General features: G+C 43.8%; 15 protein-coding genes, 3 tRNA genes and 1 pseudogene (1 of these 19 cut by a window edge). 5 read left to right on the top strand and 14 right to left on the bottom strand.

Annotated features, from left to right (window positions below):
• Positions 1-140: 140 nt before the first annotated feature.
• Complete coding sequence (locus A2048_02655; protein OGP08951.1) at positions 141-446, bottom strand: hypothetical protein; 306 nt, start codon at positions 444-446, stop codon at positions 141-143.
• A 300-nt stretch (positions 447-746) separates the two neighbouring features.
• Between A2048_02655 and A2048_02650 the strand changes: the two genes are divergently transcribed.
• Both A2048_02650 and A2048_02645 read left to right on the top strand, forming a co-directional pair.
• Positions 747-1,355: a hypothetical protein gene (locus A2048_02650; protein OGP08950.1), complete on the top strand. Its 609-nt coding sequence runs from the start codon at positions 747-749 to the stop codon at positions 1,353-1,355.
• Positions 1,352-1,732, top strand: a complete 381-nt coding sequence (locus A2048_02645) for a hypothetical protein (GenBank protein ID OGP08949.1) — start codon at positions 1,352-1,354, stop codon at positions 1,730-1,732. Before A2048_02650 ends, A2048_02645 begins: the two co-directional genes overlap by 4 nt.
• Before the next feature lie 289 nt (positions 1,733-2,021).
• On the opposite strand, the gene A2048_02640 is transcribed toward A2048_02645, so the two are convergent.
• The 13 genes from A2048_02640 to A2048_02580 all read right to left on the bottom strand — a co-directional run bounded on the left by A2048_02640 (position 2,022) and on the right by A2048_02580 (position 11,779).
• A tRNA-Phe gene (locus A2048_02640) sits at positions 2,022-2,094 on the bottom strand.
• Positions 2,095-2,345: 251 nt separating this feature from the next.
• Positions 2,346-4,304 carry a hypothetical protein gene (locus A2048_02635; protein ID OGP08948.1) on the bottom strand — a complete coding sequence of 653 codons (1,959 nt, stop codon included), beginning with the start codon at positions 4,302-4,304 and terminating at the stop codon, positions 2,346-2,348.
• A 143-nt stretch (positions 4,305-4,447) separates the two neighbouring features.
• Positions 4,448-4,522 (bottom strand) — tRNA-Val (locus tag A2048_02630).
• A gap of 233 nt (positions 4,523-4,755) precedes the next feature.
• Positions 4,756-4,832, bottom strand: a tRNA-Asp gene (locus A2048_02625).
• A 46-nt stretch (positions 4,833-4,878) separates the two neighbouring features.
• A complete protein-coding gene (locus A2048_02620) occupies positions 4,879-5,841 on the bottom strand; it encodes a hypothetical protein (GenBank protein ID OGP08947.1) in 963 nt (320 codons plus the stop codon).
• Complete coding sequence (locus A2048_02615; GenBank protein OGP08946.1) at positions 5,829-6,782, bottom strand: hypothetical protein; 954 nt, start codon at positions 6,780-6,782, stop codon at positions 5,829-5,831. The genes A2048_02620 and A2048_02615 overlap by 13 nt, the downstream gene beginning before the upstream one ends.
• Positions 6,783-6,899: 117 nt before the next feature.
• Positions 6,900-7,388, bottom strand: a complete 489-nt coding sequence (locus tag A2048_02610) for a hypothetical protein (GenBank protein ID OGP08945.1) — start codon at positions 7,386-7,388, stop codon at positions 6,900-6,902.
• Between the two features lie 2 nt (positions 7,389-7,390).
• Positions 7,391-7,813 carry a hypothetical protein gene (locus A2048_02605; GenBank protein ID OGP08944.1) on the bottom strand — a complete coding sequence of 141 codons (423 nt, stop codon included), beginning with the start codon at positions 7,811-7,813 and terminating at the stop codon, positions 7,391-7,393.
• Entirely contained in the window at positions 7,788-8,735 is a 948-nt protein-coding gene (locus A2048_02600; GenBank protein OGP08943.1) for a hypothetical protein, read from the bottom strand. The genes A2048_02605 and A2048_02600 overlap by 26 nt, the downstream gene beginning before the upstream one ends.
• Positions 8,736-8,787: 52 nt before the next feature.
• Positions 8,788-9,177, bottom strand: a complete 390-nt coding sequence (locus A2048_02595) for a hypothetical protein (GenBank protein ID OGP08942.1) — start codon at positions 9,175-9,177, stop codon at positions 8,788-8,790.
• 8 nt (positions 9,178-9,185) lie between these two features.
• A complete protein-coding gene (locus A2048_02590) occupies positions 9,186-9,803 on the bottom strand; it encodes a hypothetical protein (protein OGP08941.1) in 618 nt (205 codons plus the stop codon).
• A gap of 130 nt (positions 9,804-9,933) precedes the next feature.
• Positions 9,934-10,701: a monofunctional biosynthetic peptidoglycan transglycosylase gene (locus A2048_02585; GenBank protein ID OGP08940.1), complete on the bottom strand. Its 768-nt coding sequence runs from the start codon at positions 10,699-10,701 to the stop codon at positions 9,934-9,936.
• Between the two features lie 172 nt (positions 10,702-10,873).
• Positions 10,874-11,779: a TIGR01212 family radical SAM protein gene (locus tag A2048_02580; GenBank protein ID OGP08939.1), complete on the bottom strand. Its 906-nt coding sequence runs from the start codon at positions 11,777-11,779 to the stop codon at positions 10,874-10,876.
• Positions 11,780-12,164: 385 nt separating this feature from the next.
• On the opposite strand from A2048_02580, the gene A2048_02575 reads away from it, so the two are divergent.
• The 3 genes and pseudogenes from A2048_02575 to A2048_02565 all read left to right on the top strand — a co-directional run.
• Entirely contained in the window at positions 12,165-13,784 is a 1,620-nt protein-coding gene (locus A2048_02575) for a hypothetical protein (GenBank protein OGP08938.1), read from the top strand.
• An 89-nt stretch (positions 13,785-13,873) separates the two neighbouring features.
• Complete coding sequence (locus A2048_02570) at positions 13,874-15,280, top strand: ribosomal protein S12 methylthiotransferase RimO (GenBank protein ID OGP08937.1); 1,407 nt, start codon at positions 13,874-13,876, stop codon at positions 15,278-15,280.
• A gap of 179 nt (positions 15,281-15,459) precedes the next feature.
• Positions 15,460-16,017, top strand: a pseudogene (locus A2048_02565) (hypothetical protein) (it continues 48 nt past the right edge of the window).

Genomic DNA, 16,017 nt, shown 5'->3' with positions numbered 1-16,017 from the left:
CCCCTCCCTATAAAACATTAGCAGCTTCGCTGCTACCCGCTTTCACCCACGGGCTTACGCCCGTGGTCCTCAGCGGGGTTCTGATAGTGATGTGTAAGCAACCAGGATATTACGGCTCCAATAATTAAATAAAAGATTAATCATACTTTATTAAACTCCTCTTCAAACAACCTGATGCTTGCCATCTTTCTTACTGTTAAGGAATCTATCTTCTCCATTTTATTTTTGATTGATCCTATCTGATCGGGCAGTGTAAGGCCTGATAAAATTTCACATATTGCTGCCAAGGATCGAGACACATCCTTCATCAGGAGATAAATTTCTTTTATTTCTTTCAGAAAAGAGCCATTTAACTTGGCATCTGATTTATTCCCAAGCTTGTTAAGCTGAGTGATTAATTCGTCAAACGGTGTATCATCTTCCATATTTATCGATTTCCCCAACATATTACAAAACAACGCTCCTTGCTCGATAGCATTATGGGAATCCGGCAAATTGTCAAACGGCGGGGTTCGGAAAGCCGAAATTGCAATTTCAATTTAACGAGAGGTCATTTAGTCCCATCCAAATTTTGTAAATGGCCTATCAACATCTGTATGCCCCTCACCATCCTGTCACAAAAATAGACGCTTTTTGTGACAGGTATCATTGATAGGTTCCCATAAAAAACAGGTTGTTTTGTTTCTAAATACCATAGATAATGTCTCTAAAATAGGTTGTTTTAGGGACATTAAATAGTTGAAACTATGTTACAAAATACTGAAATTAATATAAAAAATAGGATTTATGGCCACGGTAAGGGTTGGTGCTTTACAGTGGGGCATTTTTCCGACCTTGGCAATCATGAGGCGGTGAAGAAGGCTTTGCAGAGGCTTCAGCAATCTGGACTGATTCGACGTGTATCCAGAGGGCTTTACGATTATCCAAGGCAGCATGAGAAGTTGGGCACATTGCCGCCCGATGTAGACCTGATTGCCAAAGCCATCGCGCAAAGATATGGCGTGCGGATCCAACAGTCAGGAGCTTATGCTGCGAATGCGGTGGGGTTTTCGGAACAAGTGCCGGCCCGCGTGGTGTATGTTACGGATGGAGTTCCTAAAAAAGTTAAAATCGGGAAATTAGAAATTAATTTCAGGAGAACTACTCCTCAAAATACAGCCTTGGCCGGAACTAAAATGGGACTTCTCATTCAAGCGTTGCGCCACTTTGGGGAGCAACGAATAGATGAAAAAATGGAACAGACTCTGAAAAGGCATCTGGATAAAATTGCCCCACAAGAAATCAAGAAGGCATTGAAATATGCCCCAATATGGGTAAGAGAGTTGATCAACAGATTGCTGAAGGAAGAAAAATGACTCAAATTTTTTCAATGCCCCTTGATGAAAGACGCCTACGCTTCGCTAGCGTAGAACCCAAAACGGGCATGGCTTCCATCATTATTGAAAAAGATTATTGGGTGGTGTGGGCTCTGGAACAAGTTTTCAACGTAGCCGAGCTGAAAGATCATCTCACTTTTAAAGGAGGGACATCCCTTTCGAAAGTGTATGGGCTTATCAAGAGATTTTCAGAAGACATTGATCTTTCCATTGAAAAATCTTTTTTCGGATTTTCGGATGAAAACTCACCGGACGTGTTTGTTCTTTCAACTTTTCTTTTTCTTTCAGTGCTTCAATTTTTAGGAGTCGCGTGGCTTTGGCCTCAAGGACAATCCGATGAACACAGTCATGAATAATCTCATCCACCTTTTGTATCAATAAAACTAAACCAAGATTTCAAATTCTTGAGAAACTTTTTAAGAAACCACCACTCAAAAAATTATTGATATTTTACTACCCTTGCTTTGGGCTATTTTTTTGATCACAAACCAATGATTTTAAATCCTTGAATAAAGTCCTGCCAAAGAAGCTGTTTAAAAATCCTGGGACAAAATGTCCCAAGATTTGTCCCAAGATCGGGAATCGGTCAGACCAGAAATAAAAAATCCACCCAACAACTCTTTGTATTGGATGGACTTTTTACTGTGGCCAGGGACGGAATTGAACCGCCGACACAAGGATTTTCAGTCCTCTGCTCTACCGACTGAGCTACCTGGCCGAGAAAAACAAATTGTCAATGTGGCAGGTAGCGAAGGAGATCCGACTGCCTGTCCGCCTCTGGCGGAAGCTACCTGGCCGAAATTTTTGCGCAGCGAAAATTTCCCTCTATTTTCCCATGCTATTTTCCAGTGCGCAAAAATTAGAAAATGGCATGAGTTAATAGAAAATAGAGGTTTTAGGAACTTGGTTCCCTATCCTGAGGTTCCTGTTTTGTCAAATAGGAACACTATGACAATAGGAACACTATGACTACTCTCCCTTTTGGGCATCCAGAATCTCCTTGATAAGCACACAACTCACAGGATCATAGGGGGCCAGGGGGTTGTTTGACTCGGTCATCATGCCCGCTTGCCATTTGGCCGCATCACTTATATCAAACAAGCCCGTCTTTGGATTTATTTTCATTTCTAACTGCCACAATCCCTTTTCCAAATACAACCCCCCTTCCTTCCACCGCAAATACCCCTGACTTAATCCCTGCAAAACAGGTTCGTAATAGCGGGAATGTTTCAAGGCTATTTTCACATCGGCTTCTGTGGGCATTTCCCCTTCTTTATGACTGACAAAAAGAGTGGGAAACAAAACGCCCACCTCTTTATGCAATAAACGACGGGCCCGGTCCGAAGCCAGGATTTTTAGCAAATCCTGTTGTTTACTTCCCGCAACGGTTTTCAATCCTTCTGTCAGACGTTTGCCGCGCTCGGTGTGTTCTACATAGCCATCCATTTCAGAATAATGCTTAACGGCATGCCTCTTTCCTCCTTCTGCACGCACAAGCTGTAAGGTATGCCCCAACTCGTGCGACAAAATCGCATAATCCTCTTCGCTGCCCAATCCAAGATAGATGCGCGGATGATAATAATGGGTGATAAGAGCTTCCTGAAGCGGTTCCAGACTGCCTGTGGTCAGGGCCTGACCAATGGCGGCCCGTAATCCGGAGAGACTTGCCAGCTCCACCTGCAGGTTTTCCCTGTTTTCATCCAAATTTTTAAGGATCCCCGAAAGGAACGGAACAATGTCTTCCTCGGTGGCATAAGGATTGGCGGTGACAAAGGCTTTTAAGTCATCGATCAAGCGACCAGAAAAATTAAAATCAAAAGGGGCCCCTTCCGAACGGCAATCACTCATCACATTGACAATGGTGGCATTATGAAAACCGGCCCTATAAAGAAATTCTGAAATATCATCCCCGTAATTTTCAATTCCCGAAACTGTTCCGCACTGGAATTTTTCGTCCTTGGGCCTTTCCACTTCGGCGCGATGCTTTGTCACCAAAAAACGAAACCGGTCAAAGCGACCATAATAGGGATTTGTCTGGGCATCTCCGTGCAGGAACAGAAAAAGGAGGGAACGTTTTATTTTTCGAAGAAGCGTTTGTTCATCGGGGATTTTGCCGTTTTTATCCGCAAAATTGGCCAGATTAAAAACATAAGTGATGGCATCATTCCGTTTGACACCGGAATGATTCATAAAGGGCTCTATCCCCGCAATTTGCGTCACAGAATTAAGTGCGCCGATGTAATTTCCATAAAGATCTTTGAAACCGCGCATACCTTTCACATCATCATCGGTTACATGCAAATCAATATCAGAAAAATATTTGGAAACATCCTCTTCTGATTGCGGGAAAGAAACAGGGGCCGTTTCCTCAATAGGCTTGTCTTCAGAAGATCCATTCCAAGTAAAAGTCACACCTCCCCCATAAAACAAGTCCGGTCCCCCTACAAACGGCCCTATCCCGAGACGCCATTTTTGATGGCCCACGGAGAAAGCTTCGAGTGTTCCCCGTACCTGATAATCAACCGAAGAAAAATCAGGAGGAACCATACCCCCATTGAATACTTGGGCTCCGGAAAGAATTCCCCCATGAAAGTCCCCCACAGGGAAATCAAGGGCGCCATTTTCAACTCCCAAGGTGCCCCCCAACCCAAGGCGAGGGTTATGACCGCCATATCCCATTCCATAACGGCCCGTTGGTCCGGCCCACAAACCAAATAAAGCCCCTAAAGGAAATTGTAATAAGGGAGGAACCCACGTCAGAGCGGCATCCACCGATTCCGGTGAAAATTGGGCATCAATAACCACTTGATGAGCTTCTGGCAGAGAAAATTGATGGCGCGCACGCGAAACAAGAAGGGAATGGTCCCCTGCATTATCGATAACTCCCGTTGCAGAAGGGAGAACAGGAGATAAGTGATTTGAAGCCATAAGATGTCCTTTCTTATGACTGACCCTAAACCTTTTTACAATGCTTCCAAATTTTCAAGCATCGTCGAGAAAAAATTAAGTGGGCGCTACAGGATTTTCCGCCAGAGGCGGACCCGCCTTCGGCGGGGAACCTGCATGTACTTTTGTGGGCGCTACAGGATTTGAACCTGTGACCTTCACCTTGTAAGGGTGACACTCTACCGCTGAGTTAAACGCCCGAGGCCGGTTATTGAAAAAGGTCCGTCTGTCCCTACGGGACCCCTTCGGGGCTGCGTTGCACTCAAAATTTTGATCCTCACGTACCATCAAAGGTACGCTCCGGTCAAAATTTTGAGTGCGCCTTGCATCCAGACCTTTTTGAATAACCTAATGTATTAAAAACAAAGCCCGCTTTTGCGGGCTTAATTTTTTTGGCGGGGTTACCACGCCGAAGCCCCGCGCAGCGGGGCGAAGGCGGGAGCGACGAGACTCGAACTCGCGACCTCCTGCGTGACAGGCAGGCGTTCTAACCAACTGAACTACGCCCCCAAAAAGGGGTTCCTTATATCCACAATACCCCCCAGCGATCAAGCGATTAATATAGCCTTCGAGCCACTAACCGGTAAAGGGGATATCCCAAGAAGGCCACTCCCCTTCCGGCCGAAATCCAGGCCAGGGCGTTGACAAAAGAAGGGTAAAGTCTAAAGGCCCGGGCATATTCTTTTCGGGCCAAATCCCAACGTTTGGCCAACCCCGCATAAAACCCCCCCATGAAATGGCACCGGGCATAGCGCCATAGAACACGTTTTTCTCCAATCTTCTGTTCCAAGCCAGGATGCCGTCTGATAAATTCCTCCAAACTTTTTTGAAGACAGGCATACCGTTCCACTTTTTTCTCAATTTGGCCTTCGGTGACATTTTCCCCATGGCGCCTGTAAAAAGCGGTCACTGTATTCCTTAAACAAACAACCCTTCCTTCCAAACCCACTTCCATCATTTTTAAATAATCCTGACTTTCACCCCTGGGGGCCAGGGACCAAAAAGGACCCGTTTTGTCAAAAGCACTTCGCCTAAACATGCTGGCTGAAAAATCGACAAAACAATAATGGGCAAACATTTCCACGCTGAACTCGCCATTAACGGGTGGGTACACCTCAAAAAAGTTTTTAATCGGCTTCCCCTTTTCATCCACCACACAGGCATCGCCGTAGACAAATACGACATCCTTGTCTTTTTCAAAAACCTCGACCATTTTTTGCGTTCGTTCTGCAGGGACATAATCATCTGCATCCACAAAGGAAAAATAGATTCCCTTTGATTCAGAAACCCCGCGATTTTTGGTGGGGAGAAGCCCCCTGTTTTCCTGGGTAAAATAACGAATGCGACTATCGAGTGTGGCTAATTGCAAAATGATCTTTTCACTATTGTCGGTGGAACCATCATTAATCACCACGATTTCAATATTTGAATAAGTCTGTTGCAAAATGGAACGGAGGCACTGCTCGATATAGCGCCCATAATTATAACAAGGGACAATATAGCTGACTAAGGGGCCCATCGTTTGACCAACCTTCCTATCAGGGGCCAATCAGAAAAATTACGCAGCCATTTTGATTGTTCGGGAAAAAATGGGCTCATGACAAAAAGAAGAGCCAGCACAAGGATGTTTTTCTTGAAATTGATCGTCATGGCCAAAAAATTGGCCATGTGGAATAGAATCATCGCCAAGCCCCATTGACGATGCAAGCGCGGCCTGAAGGCCACAAAAAAAGCCGCACACTCAAGATAAATGGCCCCCCAGAAAAAAGGCCCTGAAATCAAGGGATGCTCGATTAAAAAATTTCCCAAAAAACTGTTTGCGTGCGTTTCCATAAGCCGCGCAGCCGTATGAATGGCCAAAGCATTCAGGGAAAAAGCCCCCGTCTCACCCAAAAAAAACTGATAAAATCCGGCCACCAGTTTCCAAAACCCCGTCAGGGTATAAAAAATAAGAAGTAAAAATTGAGCCGACCAAAACACCTGCAGATAACGTCGTCCCAAACTAACCGAGACATGTAATTGTTTCAGAGAGGCTTGTGGCAAAAAAACAAAAAGAAGGGCCACCCACAGCCATGCATGTTCGGTATGGTTTGTTTTTCCAAAAGAAAGAACTAACGCCGAAAATTCAAAAATGGCCACAGCCGCAAAAAGCCTTGCCCATCTTTTTTCAGGAAAAAACATGGCTCCGATCGCAGCTATAATATTAAATGAAAAAATAAGATGAACAGCGCTGGACACCCCCGTTTGATGAACCCAATAAACAGGCCACTGGGGCAATATTTGGGAAAGCGTTGACCACTCAAGCCACAAGTTAAAATCACTGACTACAAGAAATAAATGGATGGCATAAAAAGCCTGAACAATAAAAAAAGAACGGTTGATGGCCAAATGAAATTGCTTGGGCCAAGGGATGACACCCTCATTTTTCCACAATAATTTTCTGATGGAGTGCAATTTCATTTTAAATCAACCGCATGGTTCGACCACCGCGTAGCGGGGGCCCGTTTGCGGGACGGGGCATGTTCATGTAAGGGCAATTCATGAATTGCCCTTACAAAAATGGGACACGTCGAAGGGTCAATTTTGGTTTGTCAACAGACTGCTAGAAAATAGGGGTTTTTCCGATTCAAATTCACCCGTCTTAAAACGTTTCAATGGATAAAAACTTCGTTTTTCAAGCGTATAGTTTACCTTTTTCCCTTCAAGATAATATGTTTCAAAAAAACCTTGGAGTTCTTTTAGTTTTTCTCCATCGCCATTCTCAAAAGCGAGTCCCATTTTTTTGATGGTAACATAGGCATCAATGACATGGGCTTTTTTGAAATGGCTTTCAGCATCCTGAAACCATACCGAACCTATATCTTGCCCATCGATGGAATTGATTTTGATTCCATAGTCTTCTTTTAAGTTGGGGACCCGTGAGAAAAGAGACCATGAAAAAAACGGAAAAATTTCTCCCTGCACCTTAAAATGCAGATTGTTTAGAACCTCGGTGGCCAAAGCGGTTACAACACAAAATAAGGCTAAACTAAAAATGAAAATGCGATAAGTTTTGTAAGCTTTCATTTTTAAAACCCCACCATTTTCAACAAAAGCATCAGCCACACCGTGGCGTTGGCAAAATGCCCCGTCCAGCAAATGCGGCATTCCAGCTTTTGGCTTATCAGCAAATATCCCAGGTAAAATGTCATGAGCAAAGAAAACGCACTGGCGATAAAAAGAATCCAGATTTTTATTTCCAGAAAAAGAGCAATGGGCAGGGCACTAAAAAAGAGAAGCCCCAGCAAGGAATTGGGGGGGCCTAAAACAGCGGCGTCTTTGGTGCGAAACAAAACCTGGCAACCATGGCCTTCGAGCTTGCAAATTTGGGGCCCTGTAAAAAAAGCGGGCAGGTCGCGATGCCGCCCGTAAAGCCCCAAAACAGAAGCCATCCACGCCACACTCATCGCAACATACAACAAAATATCAGTGATGTTCTCCAAACCAGACATAAGCTTCTAAAATGCCTCCTACCAAACCAGAAACAATGACAAGAAACGACCCCAAAAATCCGAAAAAAACCGTTTGTTCCAAAGAAAGTCCATACCCTGCCAAAAGCAAGGGGTAAATACCCTCTCTTAAGCCAATACCTCCAATGCTAATCGGAATAAACCTGATGAAACGAACCAAAAAAATAATCGAGGCCAACTCCAACCAGGGAATAGTCCATCCCACACTCTTGACCAGTAAAACATCCACAGTCCAAAAAAAGAGCATGTGGTAGGCAAAATAGAGACCCACTGTCCCCATCACAAGGGATACGGGCATCCCCTGAAAACTTTCAATAGCCTCGGAAAAAAAATGCCGCACCCGCGTAAAGGAACGGGGAATAATGGAAAGAAAAATAGGCAAAGGTAATTTAAGGGCCAGAATCAGGAAAATAAAAAATAATATCCCCACTAAGGCTCCGACTTTTTGATACCCACTGCCGACCCCTTGCAAAGGGGCCACAATCAAAAGCGGCATAAACCATAACATCAGGGCCCCCAAATTAAAAAGACGATCACAAAGCATGGAGGACATGATCTGGGGAGCTACGGATTGATTTGAAGAGAAACGGATTTTTTTATTGAAATGATGGAACCGAGAGGTCACTGAAGCCAGATCCCCTGGCACCAAAAGGGAATAAAACATGCTGCGCACATTGATTAGAAAAATGGACCTTATATTCAGCTTGAGCCCATGGGCAGAAAAAATGATTTTTAAAATAAGGGATGAAAAAAAATAAAAAAAGAAACTGGCTAATACAGCGGCAACCAGACTCCCAACGCGCACACTTTTCCACACCAAAGCCAAATCGCCCCAGCCAATACGATTGGCCAAAAAAACAACAATCCCCACACTCACGAAAACTTTGAGAAAATAAGATTTCATGTTCACTTGTAAGGGCTGTTCATGCCGTGCCTGCCTCAGGCAGGAACAGCCCCTACGGCTTCGACTCAAATTCCGTTGCCAGGTTTTCCCTCTCTTCATCGGTCAACACCTTCAACTCAAAATCAATATTGTGTGAAAGAGCATAGCTTTTCATAGCTGTTATAAAAGGTTCTTCATCGCGGCTTGGGCAAGCGGCACATTCAAAGACAAACCGCACCATTTTCGCGGCATACTGGGGGTAATGTTTTGCCAAAAAACCATCCAAAACATACGCCAAATAACTGTTAAACTTGTCTTCAATTTCCAAAAAATGCCCTTTAGTCTTAAGCCACGGCCTTGGTTCAATCATGTGCAAAACCACGGCATCATCGGATTTATCCAAACGGATCAAATCGATGATTTTCGGGTTTTGCACCCCTCTTTTTTCAAATTCAGTCGTCATAGGGATGGTTAATTCATCTTGGAATGGTTCAGGGTCAGCATGACCTTGTTGTTCTCTGAAGAAACCGACACATGAAGCATTTCCTGCTCTTTTTGGTAAGCAGCCGATGAGGTCTGTTCATCAGGGTTCATGTCAAACATCTTGGTCCATCCTTTTTGGGGAAGGCTGTTCTGATAAAAAGAAAAAACCTCCCCAAAAGAACCCGATGTTTCAAAAACAACAATTTGTGAAGGGCCCATCACCACGGTTGAAACGATGGTGGAGGGTGAAAAAATGGGGATTTCTTTCGGGAAACTATCAGGAATCTTCTTTCCGGCCTGGATTGAAAAAACTTCCCCCGTTTTTTTGTCAGAAATTGAAAAACCCTCTTTGTCAAAATCAATATTCACATCTCCCAAATCCTTGCCTTCCTTTTTGGCCTGGGTTTCGATGATTTTCTCAAAACCTTTTTCCAACACTTTTTCTGCCCCACCATGGGTCAGGTAATGGGCACACATATTAAAAGCTACCCCCATCAGCACCAGCATGAAAACAAAGACAACAAACAAGCCGATAAGAACTTTGGCCCATGTGGGGAATTTTTTGTTGGGAGTGGTTGGATTTGGATTTGGGTTTTGAACATTCATAGTTTCTCCTTTTTAGATTTGCATGGTTCGACTTAGGCTTCAGCCGGAGGCTGATCCGTCCTCCGGCGGACACCATGTCCAATTAAAACACAAAGGACACCCTGAGCGTAGTCGAAGGGTCACTCGTTATTTAATAAAATAATTCATCCGGAATAGCTCCATCTTCCATCATTTCAGCCTTTTCCTCTTCCTTTCTGGCCTCTTCAATTTCGCGCTCAATTTCTTTTTTATTCACTGATGGATTCAAATTAAGCAGCCGTGCAATGCGGTTTGTTCTTTTTTGAATGTACGGCCCTCCGGGAGACATTCTTTTGCCCCATTTGATGGGGCTTGGAATAATGGCCGCCAAAAAAGCCGATTCATCCGGGTTTAATTCGCTTGCCGATTTACGGAAATAATGTTGGCCGGCTGCCTTTGCTCCATAAATACCCGGGCCCCATTCAATCACGTTTAAATAGATTTCCAAAATACGGTTTTTACTTAGCACCTGTTCCATGCGGATCGCCATCAAAATCTCAAGCCCCTTGCGCCACAGGGCTTTCTTCGGGGTTAAATAAAGATTTTTGGCCAGTTGCATGGTAATCGTTGACCCCCCACGAACATATTTTCCCTTCTTCACATTTTTTTTAAACGAAAGTTTCAAGGCTTTATAATCAACTCCCCCATGCTCATAAAACCGGCTGTCTTCGGCAAGGACAATGGCTCTTTTAAGATGATAAGGGATTTGATCAAACTCCACCCAGGTTTGGGTGATAGGCCCACCCTTGGCTTGCATCAAAGCCGTTTTGTGAGGATTTAAAACTTTTAAGGATGGAATATCCAAAAAGAAAATTTTGGCCAAAAACAAGCCAATGATCGCGACAAAAACAAGAAAGAGGTATTTTATTTTTTGAAACATGAAATGTTAAAACCTTATAGCAAACCCTCTTATCCATGACAAATAGGGAACCGTACGGGCGAACCTTGCCTGCCCGCCTTTGGTGGGTGTTCGCCCTTGTAGTGACAGGTCGCGACCTGTCATACCGTCAACGGGCGATCATCCTCCAAGGGCGGACAAGCGAGGATCGCCCCTACAGCTTCTTCCCCTGCCAAGTCTCTCTTCTCTCAAGTTCGTCATGAATGGCATTCATGGTGGCCATTTTGTTCACAGACCACAAAGGAGCAATGGTTAAATGTCGTGGACCATGGGCATTTAAGCGGGCAATGGTAATATCCGGACGCAAATGTTCGATAAAATCGACACACTGGTGTGTGTACTCTTCCAAAGTAAGAGGTTCATACATTTTTTGGTCATACTGTTTTTGAAGAGGGGTCCCCTTGAAAACAACCGTGTTATGAATTTTAAGACCACAAATGGGTTGGCGTGAAAAATAAAGGGCTTTTTCTATATTTTCCTCCCGTGTTTCCCCAGGTAATCCAATCATGACATGGGCACACACATTAATTTTGGCCTGATTTAGTAACTGAAGAGCTTCTTCAAATTCTTCAATGGTGTGGGCCCGATTTATTTGTTGCAATCGATCATTGCGATGGCTTTGTACCCCCATTTCAATCCACAAATAGGTCTTTTGATTAAGTTCTGACAAAAGGGAAACAATTTCATCATTAATACAATCTGGGCGTGTAGAAATAAAGAGGCCTTTTATTTTGGGATAGGTGATCACTTCTTCATAATAAGAACGAAGCGTGGAAAGAGGGGCATAGGTATTGGTTCCATTTTGAAAATAGGCAAAATAAATTTCGGATGGATAACGCCCTTCTAAATAAGCCAAGGCCTTGGTGTATTGCTCATAAAGGGAATCTCTTCCCTTAAAACTAGCGCCCAAATAAGAAACATCCTGACAAAAGGTGCAACCCCCTTTGGCTTTTGTGCCATCCACATTCGGACAGGTCATCCCTACATTGAGAGTAATACGATCAACTCTCTGACCAAAAACCTGCTTTATTTCTTCGCTAAAAGCTTTGTAACGAAACATGGGGTCCTTCTTTACCGACAAAACACCAACCTGACTAGGCAAAATCTACAGGGGGTTTTTTATGCATTATCAAAATAGGAATAAGCCTGATTTTCTCATTTAGATATAGCATCCCCTCTTTTATAAAGAAAAAATGAACGTTTTTCCTTAAAACATTCAATAATTAATCTCAAGAGATTCAGAATAAGGATTTGGGGTTTCTTTTTTATTTATATTTATTTTGATGGGCTCCCTATTTTATATATTTAGGGGGTAAAAAATTACCCATAAATATAACAAATCCTCCTTGATAAAAATCATATGTTATTGAAATTAATAGATAATTTATAATTCTTCTATTGGCATAGTCATTGCTTATTAACGGCTTGAACCCTGAGTAAAAAATATGATTCAAGCCATTTCTTTAATTCGTTTTTTCACTTTACTTGCTGCCATCGGAACCCTCGCAGCCTGTGGGGGCAGCAGTGGAGGAAGCTCTTCGGGAAGCTCAAGTTCATCTGGTACCATTTTTAGCGGGGAGGACCTGGAAGGGGGAGCTGTTTCTGCTGTTACAGTCGCTAGTGACAATTCCGCCACCATCAATTTTGGGATGGTAAGCAATTCAACTGAATATGTGGTGGCCATTTATAACTATAGTGAAGACGGTTCAACAGAAGCCTATGAAGTAGGAAGCTCGCTTTCTTCTCTTAATCCAAAAGCGATGCTTGGAAAAGCGCTCATGGCCGAAAACATGACTGAAGATTTTCATGAAATGCTTCGCCAAGATGAAGCCAGCCTTGATCTTGAAGCACTACGAACCAATTCAAAATCAGGCTCTAAAGCCCTTATGTCAGCGGCAGCCATGAAAGCAGCCACTGTGGGAGACCAACGCACATTTAAAGTCTTAAACTCACTTTCAAGCTCAAGTACTACAACCATTACCGCTGAAGTCGTTCACATTTCCGACTATTGCATTGTTTATATGGATACACGGGATACTTCCAGCCTTTCCGCTGCCGACTTAAGCACCATCTTTGAAAATGTGGATGAACGGATGCCCGACCAAATTGCCCGTTTCGGCTCCTTGCCCGATGTGGATGAAAACGGCAAAGCCCTGTGCGTCTTCACACGTGAAGTCAACGAACTAGGCGGCTCCGGGGGCATCGTTACCGGTTATTTCCACGCCATCAATGAATTTCCCACCAGTGTTTATTCACAAAGCAATGATGCCGACATGATTGTCGGGGCCATTCCCGATCCCAGCGGTTCGTTTGGTGTGGCCATCTCCAAAAGCTTCATGATGAACAATATTTATCAGGGCCTTATTTTCCACGAGCTTCAACATGCCCAAAATTTCAACAACCATTATTTGGTCAATGACGGCGATCTTGAATATTCGTTCTTAAACGAAGGGCTTTCCCATCTTTCTGAAGATATCCAATACGATATGAGCACAGCCGGCATTGAGAACTATTCACGTGTTTCAGGTTATTTGGAATCCATCGATTCATTGTGCATTACCTGTGGCGCTTCCCTTTATCAACGCGGTGGTATCTACCTTTTATTGCGCTATCTTTACGAACAAGCCGAAAAAGGCAATTTGCCCAATGCCACCTCCGGGGATGATTTGATCAATCGTTTGACCGATACAACCAATACCAGTGTCGAGAACATCATCCGTGCCGCCTACGGAGACAGCGTTTCCGTGGATGGTCAATTCCGTGCCCTCATGGGGCAATTTGGCTTGGCCGTGTTCTTAAGCGGCACAGGCCTTTCTGATAATGACCAGCTTAATTTCGACGGCATTGACCTGCGTGGCGCCGCTGACGACAATCGCGGAACCGTTTTACAGGGCCCCGGCATAAATTCCTTAAGCAGCTTTCCTACCACCAGCACGGTGGCCAATTCTTCCATCAGCTATGTTGAGCTTACAGGCGAACAAATCAATGAATTAAGTGGTACTGTAAGTATCCAACTTGGCGATTCCGCCGAAGCGGGGATATATTTGATTCAGACGGGGTTGTAAAATAGCCATTCTTTCTTCTCCTTCCTCCTTTAAAAAAAACGAGAGGCTCTTGCTTTATAAGCCCATCAAGGCTATGTCCCCCAGTCCGTATGCAAAAGGCCTCTCAAAAAACTTCTGTCAAACTCATCTCGCTTGGATGTGCCAAAAACCTTGTCGATTCTGAAGTCATGCTAGGCGGGCTAGCCAGAAATCAATTTGAAATACGAAAATCAGAAGAAAATGCCGACATCGGCATTGTCAACACCTGTGGATTTATTGATGCTTCGAAAGAGGAATCCATCAATACTATCCTGGAACTGGCCAAAGAGAAAAAAACCGGCAAGCTGAAATACCTGGTTGTCGCCGGCTGCCTTTCGCAGCGTTATATTGAAAAATTGCCCAAATTATTACCGGAAGTGGATGCTTTTTTAGGTTCGGGTGATTTCCAGAATTTACCCCATGTTCTTGAAGAAAAACTCAAGGGCAAACGCCAAAAAAACTTTGTTCATGCCCCCAATGAAACCCTTCGTTATGATCTCCCCAGGCTGCATTCCACCCCTTTTTACACACGCTACTTAAAAATTTCCGAAGGTTGCTCGCACCGGTGTTCTTTTTGCACCATCCCTATTATGCGCGGGGGTACCGTCAGAAGCCGCCCCATTGATGATATTTTTCATGAAATTTCCAGAGGGGTGCAAGAAGGGGTGAAGGAATTCAATTTTATCGCGCAAGACTTAAATGAATACGGCCGTGATTTGGGCCAACGTACAAGCCTCTATGCCCTTTTAGACAAACTAAGCAGCATTAACGGTGAAGTATGGATGCGGCTCTTATACATGTACCCCCTTCAATTCCCCGACAAGCTGATCGCCCTTATCAAAAACCATCCCCATGTGTGCAAATACGTTGATATCCCTTTGCAACATATTGACGATCGTATTTTAAAATCAATGAACCGCGGTTCCTCATCGCATTACATTTACCGTCTCCTTGAGAATCTGCGCAAGGCCATGCCCGCCATGGCGCTTCGCACCACTTTTATTGTGGGCTACCCCGGAGAAACAGAAAAAGAGTTTGAAAAACTGCTCTCTTTTGTAAAGGAAATGCGTTTTGATCGTTTAGGGGCCTTTACCTATTCCCACGAAGAAGACACACCTTCTTTTTCGATAAAAAAACAGATCCCGCAAAAAATTAAAGAGGAACGACGGGATATTTTAATGAAAGCCCAACAGCAGATTTCCCTGGAAAATAACCGGAAAAAAATTGGGAGTTCCCTAAAAGTGTTATTTGAAGGGGACGAATATCAGGCTGATGTTTTTGATCCGCAAAATTATTTTGGCGTGGGGCGCCACGAAGGCCAGGCCCCCGAAATTGACGGGCAAGTCTTTATCAAAAAAACAAATGTTTTATCTCCCAAAGTTGGGGACTGGCTTCATGTGAAAATAAATGAGGCTAAAGATTATGACTTGGTGGGGGAAATAATCGGGAGCAGCTCAGAAAAATCGTTCATGGTGTAAATTGAAAACAATTTTAAAAAGCCATAATTTTGACATATTTCCTCTCTTATTGTTAAATTTTTGACTATCTGCCCTTAAAGTAAAATCACATCCTATTGATATTATTTCAAATTTTATTCTTATTCTTGGCTTAAAAATTGCTCTTATTAAATCCGCATATCTTTTATAAGGAGATACATATGGATATAAACTGTTGGATCCGAACCTCATTTATTATTCTTTTTTTAACAACCCTTTCCATTCCTGTCGCAGGCCATGCCGATATTTATGCCGGGCAGATTGACACTAATTTTGGCACGGGAGGAATCGTCGACGTCCATATCCCCTTAAATCACAATGATGAAAGGCACGACAGAGAAGATGTGCGAGTTTTCGACGTGAAACAAGACGTCAATGGAAATTTCTTCATCACAGGAATTGTTGCTCATGGGAACAGGGGAGGGCCACTTTGGTCATGGAATACAGCTTACCTCGCTAAGCTTACGCCCATGGGGGGCTTGGATGCAACGTTTGGGAATGGTGGTGTTGTTTATCTGCAGGAACACGACGCAAACCAGGGTGAACATCCACGGATGGCTATCCAATCCAATGGTAAAATCATTGTCGCCTATGGAGTTAGCGGAGAGAATAATGGCTTGGGCTTCATGCGCCTTGCACGTTACAACTCCAATGGACAAAGGGATGAAACTTTTTTAGGTGAAGAGGCTCTAAGTGATTCCATTTGGCAATCCCTTGAA

It is taken from the genome of Deltaproteobacteria bacterium GWA2_45_12, assembly GCA_001797365.1.
Classification (GTDB): Bacteria; UBA10199; UBA10199; order UBA10199; family UBA10199; genus UBA10199.
Note: the sequence above shows the minus strand (reverse complement) of the source record. Positions and strands in the feature narration are given on the sequence as shown.